Source organism: Streptomyces sp. OR43 (assembly GCF_008042275.1).
Classification (GTDB): Bacteria; Actinomycetota; Actinomycetes; order Streptomycetales; family Streptomycetaceae; genus Streptomyces.
Genome location: NZ_RDBK01000037.1, coordinates 28,218 through 43,343, shown reverse-complemented (window position 1 = coordinate 43,343; position 15,126 = coordinate 28,218). Strand labels below are relative to the sequence as shown.

General features: G+C 68.9%; 15 protein-coding genes and 2 pseudogenes. 5 read left to right on the top strand and 12 right to left on the bottom strand.

Going from position 1 to position 15,126, the window contains the following annotated elements; all coding sequences use genetic code 11:
* Positions 1-1,484 (top strand): amino acid permease (locus EAO72_RS17215; protein WP_315986309.1); only part of this gene is annotated, 1,484 nt, incomplete at its 5' end.
* 94 nt (positions 1,485-1,578) lie between these two features.
* Here the strand turns inward: EAO72_RS17215 and EAO72_RS17210 are convergent.
* A pseudogene (locus EAO72_RS17210) lies at positions 1,579-1,748 on the bottom strand (IS5/IS1182 family transposase); the annotation flags it as partial.
* A gap of 301 nt (positions 1,749-2,049) precedes the next feature.
* Positions 2,050-2,445 (bottom strand): winged helix-turn-helix transcriptional regulator, encoded by a 396-nt coding sequence (locus tag EAO72_RS17205; RefSeq protein ID WP_148018215.1) that lies wholly within the window; start codon positions 2,443-2,445, stop codon positions 2,050-2,052.
* A gap of 42 nt (positions 2,446-2,487) precedes the next feature.
* Between EAO72_RS17205 and EAO72_RS17200 the strand changes: the two genes are divergently transcribed.
* A complete protein-coding gene (locus tag EAO72_RS17200; RefSeq protein WP_315986308.1) occupies positions 2,488-3,393 on the top strand; it encodes an enoyl-CoA hydratase/isomerase family protein in 906 nt (301 codons plus the stop codon).
* 217 nt (positions 3,394-3,610) lie between these two features.
* On the opposite strand, the gene EAO72_RS42030 is transcribed toward EAO72_RS17200, so the two are convergent.
* On the bottom strand, positions 3,611-3,808 hold the full coding sequence (locus EAO72_RS42030) for a hypothetical protein (RefSeq protein WP_187285100.1): 198 nt from the start codon (positions 3,806-3,808) through the stop codon (positions 3,611-3,613).
* Here EAO72_RS42030 and EAO72_RS44075 point away from each other — a divergent pair.
* Positions 3,798-4,490, top strand: a complete 693-nt coding sequence (locus EAO72_RS44075) for a HEAT repeat domain-containing protein (RefSeq protein WP_410090395.1) — start codon at positions 3,798-3,800, stop codon at positions 4,488-4,490. The two genes, EAO72_RS42030 and EAO72_RS44075, sit on opposite strands and share 11 nt — an antisense overlap.
* A gap of 40 nt (positions 4,491-4,530) precedes the next feature.
* Here the strand turns inward: EAO72_RS44075 and EAO72_RS17190 are convergent, their stop codons facing one another.
* The 9 genes and pseudogenes from EAO72_RS17190 to EAO72_RS17150 all read right to left on the bottom strand — a co-directional run bounded on the left by EAO72_RS17190 (position 4,531) and on the right by EAO72_RS17150 (position 12,507).
* The gene (locus tag EAO72_RS17190; RefSeq protein WP_187285098.1) at positions 4,531-5,664 is read right to left on the bottom strand and encodes an epoxide hydrolase family protein; all 1,134 of its coding nucleotides are present in this window, start codon (positions 5,662-5,664) and stop codon (positions 4,531-4,533) included.
* Between the two features lie 78 nt (positions 5,665-5,742).
* Positions 5,743-6,411, bottom strand: a complete 669-nt coding sequence (locus tag EAO72_RS17185; RefSeq protein WP_410090393.1) for an NADPH-dependent F420 reductase — start codon at positions 6,409-6,411, stop codon at positions 5,743-5,745.
* Between the two features lie 59 nt (positions 6,412-6,470).
* Positions 6,471-7,412, bottom strand: coding sequence for an SDR family oxidoreductase (locus EAO72_RS17180; protein ID WP_148018213.1), 942 nt, complete (start codon positions 7,410-7,412; stop codon positions 6,471-6,473).
* A gap of 61 nt (positions 7,413-7,473) precedes the next feature.
* Positions 7,474-8,097 carry an NADPH-dependent F420 reductase gene (locus EAO72_RS17175; protein ID WP_148018212.1) on the bottom strand — a complete coding sequence of 208 codons (624 nt, stop codon included), beginning with the start codon at positions 8,095-8,097 and terminating at the stop codon, positions 7,474-7,476.
* A gap of 100 nt (positions 8,098-8,197) precedes the next feature.
* Positions 8,198-9,037, bottom strand: a complete 840-nt coding sequence (locus EAO72_RS17170) for a TIGR03619 family F420-dependent LLM class oxidoreductase (protein ID WP_261991529.1) — start codon at positions 9,035-9,037, stop codon at positions 8,198-8,200.
* A 141-nt stretch (positions 9,038-9,178) separates the two neighbouring features.
* Positions 9,179-9,802, bottom strand: a complete 624-nt coding sequence (locus EAO72_RS17165) for an NADPH-dependent F420 reductase (protein ID WP_148018211.1) — start codon at positions 9,800-9,802, stop codon at positions 9,179-9,181.
* Between the two features lie 116 nt (positions 9,803-9,918).
* Positions 9,919-10,356, bottom strand: a pseudogene (locus EAO72_RS17160) (SDR family oxidoreductase); the annotation flags it as partial.
* A gap of 191 nt (positions 10,357-10,547) precedes the next feature.
* Positions 10,548-11,738, bottom strand: a complete 1,191-nt coding sequence (locus EAO72_RS17155; RefSeq protein ID WP_148018209.1) for an ISAs1 family transposase — start codon at positions 11,736-11,738, stop codon at positions 10,548-10,550.
* Between the two features lie 379 nt (positions 11,739-12,117).
* Entirely contained in the window at positions 12,118-12,507 is a 390-nt protein-coding gene (locus tag EAO72_RS17150; protein WP_187285097.1) for a MerR family transcriptional regulator, read from the bottom strand.
* A gap of 49 nt (positions 12,508-12,556) precedes the next feature.
* On the opposite strand from EAO72_RS17150, the gene EAO72_RS17145 reads away from it, so the two are divergent.
* Together EAO72_RS17145 and EAO72_RS17140 are read left to right on the top strand one after the other, a co-directional pair.
* Entirely contained in the window at positions 12,557-13,750 is a 1,194-nt protein-coding gene (locus EAO72_RS17145) for an MFS transporter (protein ID WP_187285096.1), read from the top strand.
* 457 nt (positions 13,751-14,207) lie between these two features.
* Positions 14,208-15,119 (top strand): LysR family transcriptional regulator, encoded by a 912-nt coding sequence (locus tag EAO72_RS17140; RefSeq protein WP_148018206.1) that lies wholly within the window; start codon positions 14,208-14,210, stop codon positions 15,117-15,119.
* Positions 15,120-15,126 lie beyond the last annotated feature (7 nt).

The following is a 15,126-nucleotide window of genomic DNA, read 5'->3' as shown; positions in this document are numbered from 1 at the left end:
CTTCCCCACCCCACCCCACTCCTGCTCAGAAGGGCACCGCCGCCATGGCAGCACCGAGAGAACCCGCACTGGCCCCAGCCTCCCCCGACGCCGAAACCGACAGACCCGTCGGTGGTGGCGACAAGCTGGTCCGCTCCCTCACGCACCGACAGACCACCATGATCGGACTGGGCTCCGCGCTCGGCACCGGCCTCTTCCTCGGCTCCGGATCGGCGATATCCGCCGCAGGCCCTGCCGTAATCCTCTCGTACGTGGCCGGGGCCGCGCTGGTCGCCATCATCGCCGTGCTGCTCGGCGAGATGTCCGCCGCGCACCCGGTCCAGGGCTCCTTCGGCACCATCGCCCACCGCTACCTCGGCCCGTGGGCCGGCTTCCTCAGCCGCTGGCTGTACTGGTTCAGCGCCGTCGTCGTCATCGGCACCGAGGTCGTCGCCTCCGCGCTCTACATCCGCTGGTGGTGGCCGGACGCACCGATGTCCGCGGCCATCCTGGCGATCGCCGCGGTGGTGCTCGTGGTCAACATCATCAGTGTGAAGTCGTTCGGCACCACCGAGTTCTGGCTCTCCACCATCAAGGTGGTGGCGCTGTGCGCGTTCATCCTGTGCGCCGCCCTGCTGGTCTTCTTCGGCCTGCCCGACACCAAGGCCACCGGCTTCGCCCACCTCACCGACGACGGCGGCTTCCTCCCGCACGGGGCGAGCTCCGTCTGGCTGGCCATGTCCGTGGTGATGTTCGCGTACGCCGGCTTCGAGGTCGTCGCCATCGCGTCGGCCGAGGCCGCCGACCCGCAACGCACCATCCGCACCGCGATGCGCCAGCTCGCCTGGCGGCTGAGCTTCTTCTACATCCTGTCGATCATCCTGGTGATGGCGCTGATCCCGTGGCGACACATGGCGGCCGGCGACGGCAGTGTCGAAACCAGCCCGTTCGTGCAGGTCTTCTCGGACGTCGGCGTGCCTGCCGCGGCGACCGTCACCAACGCCGTCGTGCTCATCGCCGCCGTGTCCGCGGCCAACGCCCACCTCTACGGGGCGTCCCGACTGCTGCACTCGCTCGGCGACGACGGACTGGCCCCCGCCCCGATGGCCAGGCTCAGCCGCCGCGGCGTCCCCGCCATCGCCCTGGCCGTATCCACCCTGGGCATCGCAGCCGCCGCTCTGCTGGCCTTCTACGACGTCAGTGGCCTCTTCAGCATCATGATGTCGATCGCCATCTTCGCCGTCCTGCTGGTGTGGCTGCTGATCCTCGCCTCGTACGTCGCCTTCCGGCGCCACCGGAACGCGCATCCCACGGAATTCACCGGGTTCAGCATCCCGGGCGGCAGCATGCTCGCGGTCCTTGCCGGAGCCGGAGTACTCTCCGTCGCCGCCACCGCGGTGAAGGTCCCCGACATGCGCCAGGCCGCCGGCATCGGCCTCGCCTTCACCGTCGTCCTTGTCGCCTGCTACGGCCTGACCACCTTTCGCCATGCACGGCAGAAGTAGCAGCCGCCCCGGGGGCCCTGCCCGCGGCATCCTGACGCCTGGCCTGCTCAACATCGGTCTGCCGCGAACAGCTCCGATACCGGCGCCACCTTTTCGCGCGGACGTGGGAACCGTCCACGCACGCACGTGACCAGTCGAGTTCGCCGACGGCGTTCAGCTCCGCGAGCATGAGCCGGTGAAGCCGGTCGAAGACTCCCGCTTTCTGCCACCGCTCCAGGCGGCGCCAGCAGGTCTGCCCGAGCCGAACCCGAGCTTCAGGGGCAGGATTTGCCCGGCCACCAAGATCGTGTTGCGAGCTCGTAGGCAGGCTCGTCGTGACCGACGGTACGGCTGGATGGCTGTCGATGGGTGTATCCAGCTTTGGACAGCTCGCGAGGCAGGCCGTGAGCTGCTCCGACTCCGCCCGCACCCGGGCCGCGGCCCCAGTCATTCGATCAACGACACCATCGGCACTGTTTCCCCGACCGTCACAGCTCCCCGCATGGGCTTGAGCCGCCGGTCCTGGTCGGCGCGTGGCACACGCCCTAGGTGGGTACCGCTTGTTACGGCTCGCCTCAGGGCGGTGTCAGCGCGGGGCTCGCTGGTCGTAGTCGCGCCGGCGTGCTTGGATCTCGGAGGCGTTCGCGACGGTCCAGTCGTAGAGGTGGGCGAACGGCTCGCGCAGGGATTCGCCGAGAGAGGTCAGCGAGTATTCGACGCCGACCGGCGAGGTCGGCAGCACGCGGCGCTCGACCATCCCGTTGCGTTCGAGCCGGCGCAGGGTCTGCGTGAGGACACGTTGCGTGACGCCGTCGAGGCGGCGCTTGATCTCGTTGAACCGGCGTGGTTCGACCAGGACCGCCATCACCATCATCGACCACTTGTCGGCGATCTGATCGAGGATGGGCCGGCTCGGACAGTCGGCCCGAAACACCACGTCGTGCTCGGCGATGGCCCGGTAGACGGCCTCAGAAGTGGCCATAGCGGTATCCTCCACGATCCCTGGGATGCCTGAAGTGCCTTATTGACGCAGGTCACAGCCGGTTTCACTGTAGGTATGCAACAGGAACCAGAATCCTGCCAGGTACCTAGGGGAAAAGCCATGGGCCACGACGACTACCAGACCTTGCGCGTCAGCCGGAAGGACGCAGTCACACACGTCACGATCGACAACCCGCCGATCAACGTCCTCAGCGTCGCGGTCATGACCGACCTGCGGCGCCTGCTCACCACGCTGGCCGGCGACGACACCGTACGCGTGATCGTGTTCGACAGCGCGGATCCGGACTTCTTCCTCGCCCACGTCGACATGACCGCCACCCCGAACGCCCTCGCCGGACTCATGGCCGACCTGCCGGACGGCGTCAACGTCTTCCAGGCAGTCGGGGAGCAGCTACGCCGCCAACCTCAGGTGACCATCGTCAAGCTCGCCGGCAAGGCGCGCGGCGGCGGAGCCGAGTTCGTCATAGCAGCGGACATGGCGTTCGCAGCGACCGGCACGGCCGGGCTCGGCCAGATCGAAGCTCTCATGGGCATCGTCCCTGGCGGTGGCGCCACGCAGTACCTCACCGAGCGCGTCGGCCGTCACCGCGCCTTGGAGATCGTGCTCGGCGCCGACCTGATGGATGCCGAGACCGCCGAGCGGTACGGCTGGGTCAACCGAGCCGTTCCCGCCGACCAGCTCGACGAGTTCGTCAACCGCCTCGCCGGTAACATCGCCGCGCTGCCCGACGGCGTTGTCGCGGCAGCCAAGCATGCCATCGTTCCCCGCGATCATTCTGACGGCCTGGCGCGGGAGAACGCCGCCTGGGCCGGGCTCGTATTCCGACCCGCCACAGCACAGCTCATGGACGCCGGTCTGGCCAACGACGCCCAGACTCGGGACGGCGAACAGGACCTCGAGAGTCTGTTCCGCCATCTCGCCGGGTAGCGGAACCTGTCTCGCCCTCTGCGCCAGCCGGCAGGGCTGGTGGTCCGGCTTTTGCGGAGGCTCAGTCAAAGCCGTGGAATGTCGACGACGAGCTGTGTCCGCCGGCTGTCACGAACGCCGTTGTCAGAGGCCTGTTGGACCATCCGTTCCGTGACCGCAGCAGGGGAACCCGCGGTGGCAGGTTCGGTGCCGTCTGAAGGATCAGAAGGAGGACGGGTTAGGCCAACGGGCAGCGGATGACCTCACCCCGCGCCTTGGTGAGCCGGCGGCCGGACTCACGGATCAGGACTGCGACCTCGACGAGCTTGCAGCAATCGAAGAGGAGCTCGTGGCCGCCCGGCGGCGGGAGCTGGTTCCGCACCTGGAACGGCATCTCGCGGCAGCAAGGGAAGCGGGCAACTGGTATGCCCGTCATGTGCTCGCGCGGATTCCGGCCGAGACCGCCGGCCACACGTCACTTGCCGCCCTGTTGCGGGCCTGCTCCCGCAATCTGGGGGACGACCAGGACTCCCTCTCGACGAGGCTCTGTGCACTCGCGCAGGGAAACCCGCCGCCGCGCGCGAATCCTCCTGCCGTGCGCCGTTGGCAACGATGAGGACCTTCGCAGGGCGGCGATCCGGCTGCTCGGCTTCGTCCCCGAACCGGGCGATCTCTACCTGCTGGCCACGCTGCGCAGGACTCGGACGAGGGAGTCCGCAGCGCGGTCGTGGGCACGCTCGGCAGCCACGGGACAGAGCAGGCGGCCGTCGACCTGCTGTTTGAACCTGCTGGACGACCCGCGCCCGCAGGTGCGCGTCTGCGCCCTCAGCTCCCTCGGCTTCCTTCAGCAGCCCAGGACCCTGCCGAAGGTCCGCTTGCTCGCGAACGACGGCAACCCCCGTGTTCGCGCCTCGGTCGCAATCGCCATGGGCCGCTCTCCCGCCCCACAGCCCGCAGACCCCGCGACCTCGGCTGTGCCCGGCCAACTGGCAGCAGACGCCGACCCGTACGTTTGTGACCAGGCAGCCGAAGCCCGTCAGCGCAAGCACCTCCGCAGCCAACGATCACAGCAACCGGGCTGGGGAAGAATCGCCTACCGCAGCCGTCTGGTGACCTGAGGGGTGGCCGGCCGGCTCCTGGACCGCTGCCGGGTCGGTCTCAGCGCAGTGGGCGGAAGAACTCGGTGATGTCGCCGGCGAGCAGTCCGGGCTCTTCGTGGGCGGCGAAGTGTCCGCCGCGCGGCATCGACGTGTACCGGGTGATGTTGTAGGTGCGTTCGGCCCAGGAGCGCGGGGGCCGGGTGAGGTCGACGGGGAAGACGGCGACGGCGGTGGGCACTTCGACCTTCTCGATACGCCGGGTCAGGCCGCGGGCGTACTCGTAGTAGGGCCGGAACGACGTCGAGATCGTGCCGGTGAACCAGTACAGGGAGGCCTGGGTGAGGACGAAATCGTCGGTGAACCGGGACGACAGGTCGCCGCCCGAGTCGCTCCAGGCGCGGTACTTCTCCACGATCCAGGCCAGCAGGCCGGTCGGAGAGTCCGCCAGGGCGTGGGCCAGGGTGAGGGGCCGAGTGTTCTGCTGGTGCTGGTAACCGCCTTCCTCCGCGCTCCAGTTGGCGACCTGATCGAGGTAGGCCTGTTCGTCCGGGGTGAGGCCGGCGGCGTCGTACTCCTGGGGTGCGGCGACCGCGAGCAGGTGGATGCCGGCCAGCGACTCCGGGTAGGCCTCACCCAGACGCGAGGTGATCCCCGCGCCCAGGTCCCCGCCATGGGCGGCGTACCGGTCGAAGCCGAGCTCGTCCCGCATGAGGCGGTGCCAGATCTGGTGGGTCTGGAGCGTCGGCGGGAGGTCCGGGCGTTGCGGCGAGAACGCGTAGCCGGGCAGCGAGGGGACGACGACCGTGAACGCGTCGGACGCGTCGCCGCCGTGCTTCGACGGCTCCGCGAGACGCCGGGCGAGGTCGGTGAGCTCCAGGAAGGTGCTGGGCCAGCCGTGGGTCAGCACGATCGGCAGGGCGCCCGGCCGCTCGCCGTCGAACCGGAGGTAATGGACGGGCGTGCCGCCGATGGTGGCCGCATGGTGCGGCAGGGCGTTGATCCGCGCCTCGTGGGTGCGCCAGTCATAGCCTGTGGCCCAGTACTCGGCCAAGCGGTGCACCTCGGTGGTGTCGGCGCCCGCTTCCCAGCCGTCGACGGGCCACCGGGTGGGCCACCGGGTGGCGCGTAGCCGCGCGCGCAGGTCTTCGAGTTCCGCATCGGTCACGGCGATCAGCGCCGGGTGGTCGGTCATGTGCCTCTCCTGGTCGTGCTCACGTGCTCACGTGCTCAGTGCTGGTCGACGACGTCGCCGGCCCGCGCCGACCCGCGGTTACCGCGTGGCGGTGGCCAGTGCCGCGCGGATGACGTCGTCGCCGGCGGGCCGGCCCTTCTCGTTCGAGTACGGCCCATAGGGGGCGCCCCACACCGGTGTGCCCGTGGCCTGCCGCCAGCTGTTGGCCAGCGGGCCCGCGTCCACCACGCCGTACCCGATGGAGTCGATGAAGTCGGTGACCGCCGCCTTCGCCGGCGCCGAGTCCGCGGCGATCGGCAGGTACGACCGGTCGGCCGCCCCCGCCGGGCGGGCGAGTGTCAGCAGGTGCTTGAAGTAGATGGTGTTGAAGGCCTTCACGAGCCCGGCGTCCGGGACGTATCGCAGCAGCAGCTCGCTCGAGGTGAGCGATCCACTGTCGAGCTCGGGGATGTGCCCGTCCCGCTCGGGGCCGTAGTTGCACGTGTCGATGACCGTCTTTCCCGCCAGTGGTGCGGCGGGAAGGTCGGGGAAGGCCGTGACCGGCACCGTGACCACGACGATGTCACCGGCCGCCGCGGCTTCCGCGCTCGTCGCCGCGGAGGCCCCCGGACCCAGTCTCGCGACCGTGTCCGTGAGCGTCCCGGGACCGCGCGAGTTGCTGAGCACGACCTGGTGGCCGGCCTCGACGGCGAGTCGCGCGAGGGTGCTGCCGACGGCTCCGCTTCCGATGAATCCCACAGTCGTCATGTTCTCGGCGTCCTTCCGGGAGAGCCTTGTCCTTGTACGAGCCTTGCCCTTTCCTGCTGTCAGCCGGCGGGGAAGTAGTGGCCGTTGTCCAGATCGGCGAGCAGGCGGGGCTGGGCCGGCTCCCAGCCGAGGGTCCGGCGGGTGATGAGGTGGGACGTCGGGTAGCTCTGCGTGACGACGTTCGTAAGGAACCCGAAATGTGCCGGCAGGATCAGCTCGTCCAGGGGAACGCTCTCGGCGGGCAGGCCCAGGCGGCTGCCGATGGCCTCGGCGATCTCGCGGAACGGGACACCCTCGTCCTCGACCGCGTGCCAGTAGCTGCCGGCCGGGCCCTTCTCCAGCGCCAGACGGAACAGGGAGGCGGCATCGCGGGCGTGCACGGCGTTCCACCGGTTCGTGCCGTCTTCGGGGTAGCCGGCGAAGCCCTTCTCCTTCGCGAGCGCGATCAGCATGGGGAGAAAGCCACGGTCGGTCGTGCTGTGCATGATGTTGGCGATCCGCACGACCGAGGACCGCACGTTCTGCTCGGCGAGTCCGATGACGGCGGACTCCACGACATTACGGGCCCGCAGGGTGCCCTTTTGCTCGTCGCCGACGGGCAGGGCCGGGTCTTCCTCGGTACCCGGCCGGCCCAGGTACGTCCCGGTCCCGGGCGAGCCGATGCTTCCCGCCGCGACCAGCGGCTTACCGGTCCCCGCGAGCGCCTCGCCGTAGGCGAGCATGACCGGGAGCTCCGCGGCGGCCACGGCAGCCATCCCGCCGGACGGAAGCAGGTCCTGCCGGTGTGCGACGTGGATGACGCCGTCGGAGTCCGCGGCCGCCTCCTTGAGCCCGTCCAGGTCCTGGAGGTCGCCGCGGCGTATCTTCGCGCCGAGCGCGGACAGTGCCGCGGCGGCCGTGTCCGACCGGACGAGGCCGGTGACCTCGTGTCCTGCGGCGATGAGTTCGGGGATGATGTACGAACCGGAATGGCCGGTCCCGCCAGTGACGAAGACGCGCAACGTACTGCTCCTTGTCGTGATGTGGTGCGCGAAGTGGTGGTGCCGGGTGGTGCGGGCGCGCTCAGCCGCGGAGGTCGACGCCGATGGCGACGTCGAAGGTCCCCGCGCCGTTCCGGGCCAGGCCCATCAGCAGCGGCCCGATCCCTTCCAGCCAGCGGGCCATCTCCAGGCCGCCGACGTCGAGGGGACGCAGTCCGAGGCTCGCGATGAACGCCGACACGTCGGCCTTGGCCCGTGCGTCGTCTCCGGCGAAGAGCAGGTCCAACGGACGCTCCTGGACCAGGACATGGCCGAACACTGTGTTGAACGCCTTCACGACATGCGCGCCCGCCGGCGCCGCCTCGGCGATCTCCTGCGCACCGGACGTGCCCTCGGGAGTGACCACCCCGGTGGCGTCGGCGTCGAAGGTGTTGGAGATGTCGACGATGACCTTGCCGGCCAAGGCATCCCCGTACTGGGCGACGACCTGCACGGCGCTGGTGTAGGGCACGGCGAGGACAACGATGTCGCCCACAGGGACGGCGCCGAAGGTCCCCACCGTGGCCCCGGCGCCGAGCTCGGCGGCCAGGCCCTTGGCCTTGGCGGCGTCACGGCCGATCAGCTCGACGGAGTTACCGCCCGCTACCGCACGTGAGGCGATGGCGTGGGTCATGCCCCCGAGACCGATGAAACTGATGCTGCTCATGGTGAGTTCTCTCTTCCTCTGGCTTCTTCGGTGGTCGTTTCCTGGGTGTCACAACCGGCCGGTACGCTCGATCACCTGGCCGGCGAAGTCGAGTAGCTGGTCAAGGCCGGCGAACATCGTGAAGGCATCGAAGTACGCCTCGTCGACACCGGATTCGGCGTACCGCTTCAGTTGGTCCGCGACCGAGCCGACGGACGTGCCCGGCTCGAGGTTGATCCGCATGGCCGTCTTGAGTGCGTCGGGATCGCGGCCGGCCTCCTCCGCCGCTCGACCACAAGCGACCGGCGCCCTCGTCCTGGCTACTGGCCGACGCAGCGGGCGCCGGCCCCTCGACCCCGAGCCAGCCGACCCCGCTGCGGCCGACCCGGCGCATCGCGGCCTCACTGGCACCCCCGATCCAGATGGGCGGCCCGCCCGCCTGGACCGGACGGAGGCCGGCGTGGACCGGTGGCATGGTGAAGAACTCGCTGTCCCAGGACACGGGACTGGTCGTCCACCACGCCCGCAGGAACGCCAGGGTGTCGTCGAGCATCTTGCCGCGCCGGCTCCAGTCCGCGCTGCGGACGATGTCGTACTCCTGCTTCATCCACCCCACCCCCACACCCAGGCCGAGGCGGCCGCCGCTGAGCACGTCGAGCGTGGTCAACTGCCGGGCCAGGTGCGGCGGCTCGTAGTAGAACGTGCTGAGCGTGCTGGTGTTCAGGCGTACCCGGTCGGTCGCCGCCGCAGCGACGGTCAACAGCAGCATCGGGTCGAAGGAGCGGGCCATCTGTGGCCCCCGGTCCAGGTAGCCGTTGCCCAGATCAACCGGCGTGACCAGGCGATCGCCGACCCACAGGGTGTCGTAGCCGAGGTCCTCGAGTCCGCGGACGAAAGCGCTCAGGGCGGGGGCGTCGCTGACCGCGGGCCCGACTAGGGGAATCACGAAACCGAGCTGCATTGCGTTGCGCCTCCTCGGGCGAACTCTTTCGCCACTATTGAAATCCGGAATCTGACATTTGGCATCGACGCGTCGGTGGTTCCGTCAATTAGCCGGAGCGCACGGCCCCCTATTCGCCGACTGTTTGGCCGGCCCCGGGGGTCAGCCCGTAAACTCGTTGACGCCCAGGGCGAAGTTCACGTGGCCGATTCCGTTGCCGGCGAGGCCTACCGTGAGCACGCCCGCTCCTTCGAGCCAGTGCGCCATCTTCAGGCCGCCGACGTCCAGCGGGCGCAGTCCGAGACTCTTGATGAATGCCGCCACGTCCGCCTTGCCCTGCGGGTCGTCACCGGCGAAGAAGACATCGGGCCGGCCGTTCTCCAGAACGCCGCGGAAGATGGTGTTGAAGGCCTTGAACACGCTCGCGTCGGCCGGGGCCACCTTGGCGACTTCCTGCGCGATCGAGGTCTCCTCGCTGTGGGCCAGGCCGTCGCCCGTGGGGTTGAAGGGGTTGCTGATATCGACGATGGTCTTGCCCGCGAGGGCGTCTCCGTACTGGGCGACGGCCGGAACGACCCCGTCGTACAACATGGCCGTGATGACGATGTCCCCGGCCGGGACGGCGCCCCACTCACCCGTCGTCGTGCCGCCGCCCAGAGCCTGGGCCAGGGCCTCGGCCTTGGAGTGATCGCGTGCCATGATCTCGACGGTGTTGCCGCCCGCTACCGCGAGTGCGCCGATCGTGCGGGCCATGTTCCCCGCGCCGATGAAGGTGATGCTGCTCATGAGCTGTGCTCTCTTCCTGTTCTCGGGGGCACCTGTTCTTGGGGCGCCGCTCTGTCTCGTTCGCGCGTGGTCCGGTCTCGTTCGTGCATGACCCGGTCTCGTTCGTGCCTGGTCCGGATAGCGGTGGTGCCGCCGGCGGCGGCAAGGTCCAGCCCGTTGACGTAGCTGGAGTCGCCGGAGGCCAGGAACCGGGCGATCGCGGCGATCTCCTCGGGGCGGCCCAACCTTCCGCGGGGGATCAGGGACTCGAAGGCAGTCCTGGTCGTCTCGTCGAACAGCTCTTCCTGCTTGGCCGTGCCGACCTGGCCGGCGGTCAGGACGTTCACCCGGAGGTCCAGGTCGTACAAGTGGTCCAGGTCGTCCAGGTCGGACGCGTCACCCTGGACCGCGGTGACGTCGCGGCCGATCAGGGCGACGGCCTCGTCCAGTGATTCCTGGCGCCGGGCCTGGATGAATACATGCGCTCCTTCCCCGACGAAAAGCTTGGCCCCGGCCAGTGCCAATCCGGTGGATCCCCCGGTAATCACCGCTATCTCGCCATCGAGCATTCCCATGATCGCTCCATTGGATTAATGAGCAGCAATTACCGATCCCGCATTCTTGTACCGAATTCTCTCGGCCCCATGAACGATGCCATTGGCCCGAGCGGGTGTCCAAGACCCGTTTTGGCCGTGGTGATAACCTCAAGGCATTGCCGGACCGGGAGCAGGGTCTCAGCAAAGTGGTGCTTCGTCCGGATTGGTGATCATGCGATTCCGAGGAGAGCGAGGGGCCGGTGGGGGCTTCTCGCGTTGTGTCGCAGGTCGGCGGCGATGTTGGTGGTGCCGGCGAGGCGGAGTGCGCCGATGGCGAGGTTGCGCCAGGTGGCCATCGCGCGGGGTGCATTGCCGGTCCGTAGCTGGGAGGCGTCCTCGGTGAAGGTGGTGTCCCGGACGTGGTGTAGCGATTCGACTGACCAGTGTCCGCGGATCAGGGTCGCCAGTTGGGCGGGCGTTGCCCGCTCTGCAGTCAGGCTGGTGACCGCGTAGACGGTGTACAGGGTGGTCTTCCCGGTCTTGCGGTGCACGCGGTGGCGTTTGAGTTGGATGGCCTGTTGGGCGCCGGGGAACTGGAGGTTGTTCACGGTGCAGACCTTGATGCGTCTGATCTCGCTGCGGCCGTGACCGGTGGCGCGGGTGCGGTCCTGCAGCGGGATCTGCTTCCAGGGAAGGGCTGCGAGCTGCTTGCGGAGCTTCTTCTGGTTCCCCTTGGCGATCACGATGTAGTGCGCCGAGCGTCCGGTCAGGTAGGCGGCGTGCTCGTGCTGGGTATGGAGTGCGTCGCTGGTGACCACTGCATCCGTGAGGTTGCCGATGGTGTCCAGGAGCGGTTTGAAGCGGGTGATCTCGTTCGTCTTCTCGCCGACGTCGAGCTGGGCCAGGACCAGGCCGCTGGTGTGGTCGAGCGCGGCGAGAAGGTGGATCTTGCGCCCTCCTGCGCGGGCGGCTCCGCGCAGGCTCTTGCCGTCGACGGCGATTCCCCGCAGACCATTTGCCTGTTGTGATGCGTGGTGGCGGTCGGCGAGCCAGCGTCCGACGGCCTGATCGAGGGCGTCGCCGTCGACGCGGGAGAGTACCCGGCGCAGGGTTGCCTCTCCGGGCACTGGGTGGTGCCCGGTCAGCACGTCGTGCGGGGCGCCGAGGGAGGCCCGCACTGTCTGCGGCGCGTCGGCAGCCCATTCGCTGATCGCCAGGAGCGAGGTCGCTCCGGTCAGCACGGCCGCGGCGGCCAGCGCCAGGACGTAGCCGAGAGCGTGCCGTATCCCGCGAGCGGCTCGCGGATCGGGGACCTCGGCCAGACGTTCCAGCAGGCCAGGATGCTCGGCCGGCTGCAGAGGAGGCTGACCACGGAACTGGCCAAGGATGGGAGGGATCAGGGCGGATGCAGGTGCAGGCACGGTCTTCCGCAGGGGTCATGGGAACTCGACACTCACATGATCATGGAATTCGGTGCCTGCGTCGGTTCTGTCCACCCTGACACGGCTGGCGGCAACGAGGGACGTTCGGGACTTGCGACGCCCCGAGAGGATCTTCGCGTGTTCAACTTCTGGATCGAGAGCTGCCGGCCGCAGTGGATCCGGCCGCGACGCTGTCATGGCCGGCGGGTTGCAGGGCTATGAAGCTCAACTGCCCGTGGTGGTCGAGGACGCCCAGCACCTTCACCGGACCACGCGTGCTTGCCCGGGCGTTGGCCGGCGGCATTCTGCATGAGGCGGAAGGCCGACAATCTGAGCACCTCGAAGCCACCATCCGCTGTGCGCACGGTGGTTGAGCGGCTCAGGCGACCGTTGATTCTTGATTGACCCGGTTGGTGCGGAGGCGTCGCAGGTGCTTCTGGACGGCGTTCCGGCTGAAGCTCAGGCATTTGACCTGGCTGTCGAGGCGGGCGAATTCGGCGTCGAACAGTGCGACCAGGTCGTCTCCGTCGTCTGCTTCGTCCCCGTCCACCTGGTTCAGTTGGTTCTTCTGGAGCAGCGGCAGGATCAGTCTGGTCGGCAGCCCTGATCTGACCAGGCTGCTCACCAGCGTTGCCTGTTCGACGTCCGCCTCCTGATAGTGCCGGTAGCCGCTCGGTGCGCGCTCCGGCCTCAACAGCCCCCGCTCCTCGTAGTACCGCAGCATCCGGATCGGAATCCGGGTGCGCTTGGACAGCTCACCGATCCTCATGAACCGCTCCTTGACTCTCACATGAATGAGAGACTTTACGGTACCGACCATGAGTACTCAACCCACCGAAATTGCTGCGGAAGCGCCGCCCAGGTTGCCCTGGGGAGCACTGCTCCTTCTCTCGGGCGCGGCCTTCGCCACTGTCACCACCGAACTGCTGCCCGCGAGCATGCTGCTGCAGCTCAGCGACGGCCTGGACATCACACCCGCGACCGCCGGCGGACTGGTCGGCGCATGGGCACTGACGATCGCCGTAGCCAGCGTCCCGCTGACCCGGCTGACCGCACGGGTACCGCGCCGACGGCTCTTCACCCTCATTCTGCTGCTACTCGCCCTCGCGACCACCGGCACCGCACTCGCCCCCTCGTACGGGTGGGCGCTCACCAGCCGTATCACCGCTGCTGCCGCGCACGGCCTCTTCTGGTCGCTGCTCGTGCCAACGGTGGCCACACTCGTCCCGCCGGCGCGGACCGGCCGGGCCGTCTCGGTCGTGCTGGCCGGTCCCGCGATGGCCAGCATCGTCGGCATTCCGCTCGGCGCTACCGCCGGCGTCGCGCTCGGGTGGCGGGTCTCCTTCGGCGCATTGGCGGCGCTGCTCGCGCTGGCGGCCCTGGGTATCCGTTCCCTGCCGCTTTCAGACGCGCCCCAGCCAGCCGTGCGGCAGGAAGGCCGAGACCCGGCACTGTGGACCGTACTCGGCGTCGCGCTGGCCGGAGGGCTCGTCATCACCGGCCACTTCCTGCTCTACACGTACATCGCACCGCTGCTCAAACAGTTCGGCGGTTACGAAAACGCCACCAGCGGCATACTGCTGTTCGTCTTCGGAGCGGCCGGGGTGGTCGGCACCATCGGGGCCGGATCACTCTCCGACCGGTTCCCGCGGCAGGCGCTCAGCTGGGTCAGTGCCGCCTTCGCCGGCAGCGCCGCCTCACTGCTCCTACTCGATCTCCATCTCTCCGTGGCAGTCGTGGTGATCGCAGGCTGGGGCGTACTCATCGGGTTGCTGCCACCGGTCTTCCAGATGCACCTGCTACGGATCGCCTCCCCCGGTCGGGAGGCCGCCTCCGGGGCGATCGGCATCACCGTACTCAACCTCGGTATCGCCACCGGGGCGACGCTCGGCGGGGCAGTACTCGACAACTGGCAAGCCGGGGCCCTACCCGCCGTCGCCGCTGCGGTCATCGCCGCAGCCACCTTCGGACTGGTGGTCAACGGACTCCGGGGCAGGGCCCGTCACCAGTGAGAATTCCGGAGCTGAGCCCACCGACGTTGTCCGAGAAGGTGACGACCTCGGAAGCGCAGGTGCACAGGATCGCTCCGCCGCAGAAGCAGTGGGGGAGGCGGTTGTAACGGCCGCCGTACCAGGGAGAGCGTCCGTGCGGCGGGGGACGGGTTTCGCGGGCAACGGTGGTGACTGGCGGAACGCATCGATCGTATCGGTGACCGTCAGGGCGCGCGGGGCGCCAGCCTTCGCCGCGTCACGGGCGGTGCCGCCCATGCTGTGGCTTCCGGAGCATCCCCATCCAGCCCCGGAAGCCACAGCCCCCAGAACGACTGCGGTGAGTACCCGAGAAACATCGCCGCCGACCTGCGACYCAACGCGAGAAGCCCCACCGGCCCCTCYCTCTCCTCGGYATCGCATGATCACCAATCCGGACGAAGCACCACTTTGCCGAGGCCCTGGGACCGGGAGGGGCTCCATGGATCTGGATCTGCGCAAGTTGCGCTACTTCGTCGCCGTCGCCGACAGGCTGCACTTCGGCCGCGCCGCCGAGGACCTGCACATCGCGCAGCCTGCGCTCAGCCGGCAGATCCGCGCGCTGGAACAGGACCTCGGCGCCCCCCTGTTCACCAGGGACAGCCACGGCGTCACGCTGACGGACGCGGGCCGACAACTCCTCGACGACGCCGGTCCGTTGCTCGCCTCCGCGCAAGCGGTCAGACGCCGGGTGACCGCGGCTGCCCGTGGCGGCCGGCGGCTGGTGGTCGGTTTCCGTGCGGGGATCCCGGTCATCCCCGCAGCGCGAGAGTTCGGGGGCCGCCATCCGGACGTGGTCGTGGACGTGCAGCGCATGGAATGGGACGACCAGGTCCCTATGCTGCTCGACGGCCGCGTCGACGTCGGCTTTGTGCGGCTGCCTGTCGACGAGACCGGCCTGCGCCTGACCCCGCTCTACACCGAGCCGCTCATGGTGGCGCTGCCCGCGGACCACCCGCTGGCCGGCAAGGAGGAGGTCACCGAGGCGGACCTGGCCGGTGAACCGCTGATCTGGCATGCCGACCCGAGCACGCAGCCCACGAGGCGTCCGCTCCCCGACTCCGGGCTCCGGGTGCGCGGGGTGGAGGAGAAGCTCGAGCACGTCGCGGCCGGCCGCGGCATCTCGTTCGTGGGGCGCTCGGAGACCGTGTTCTACTCACGGCCGGACATCAGGTACGTACGCGTCCCGGACCTGGCGCCGGACCAGGTGTTCGTCGCGATGGCGGCGTCGCGCACCTCGCCGCTGGCCGACGACTTCTTCGCTGCGGCTCAGGCGACGGCCGAGATCACGGCGGAATGCGGGAACTATGAGATGTGGCAGCTTGTGACCGATGCCGCTGCAGAGCACGGTTGAGCAGTTC

Excerpts from the sequence above, each read along its gene's own strand:
- EAO72_RS17205 (WP_148018215.1), bottom strand. The coding sequence starts at position 2,445 with ATGGCCACTTCTGAGGCCGTCTACCGGGCCATCGCCGAGCACGACGTG.
- EAO72_RS44075 (WP_410090395.1), top strand. The coding sequence starts at position 3,798 with ATGCCCGTCATGTGCTCGCGCGGATTCCGGCCGAGACCGCCGGCCACA.
- EAO72_RS42030 (WP_187285100.1), bottom strand. The coding sequence starts at position 3,808 with ATGACGGGCATACCAGTTGCCCGCTTCCCTTGCTGCCGCGAGATGCCG.
- EAO72_RS17190 (WP_187285098.1), bottom strand. The coding sequence starts at position 5,664 with ATGACCGACCACCCGGCGCTGATCGCCGTGACCGATGCGGAACTCGAA.
- EAO72_RS17185 (WP_410090393.1), bottom strand. The coding sequence starts at position 6,411 with ATGACGACTGTGGGATTCATCGGAAGCGGAGCCGTCGGCAGCACCCTC.
- EAO72_RS17175 (WP_148018212.1), bottom strand. The coding sequence starts at position 8,097 with ATGAGCAGCATCAGTTTCATCGGTCTCGGGGGCATGACCCACGCCATC.
- EAO72_RS17170 (WP_261991529.1), bottom strand. The coding sequence starts at position 9,037 with ATGCAGCTCGGTTTCGTGATTCCCCTAGTCGGGCCCGCGGTCAGCGAC.
- EAO72_RS17165 (WP_148018211.1), bottom strand. The coding sequence starts at position 9,802 with ATGAGCAGCATCACCTTCATCGGCGCGGGGAACATGGCCCGCACGATC.
- EAO72_RS17150 (WP_187285097.1), bottom strand. The coding sequence starts at position 12,507 with ATGAGGATCGGTGAGCTGTCCAAGCGCACCCGGATTCCGATCCGGATG.
- EAO72_RS17145 (WP_187285096.1), top strand. The coding sequence starts at position 12,557 with ATGAGTACTCAACCCACCGAAATTGCTGCGGAAGCGCCGCCCAGGTTG.
- EAO72_RS17140 (WP_148018206.1), top strand. The coding sequence starts at position 14,208 with ATGGATCTGGATCTGCGCAAGTTGCGCTACTTCGTCGCCGTCGCCGAC.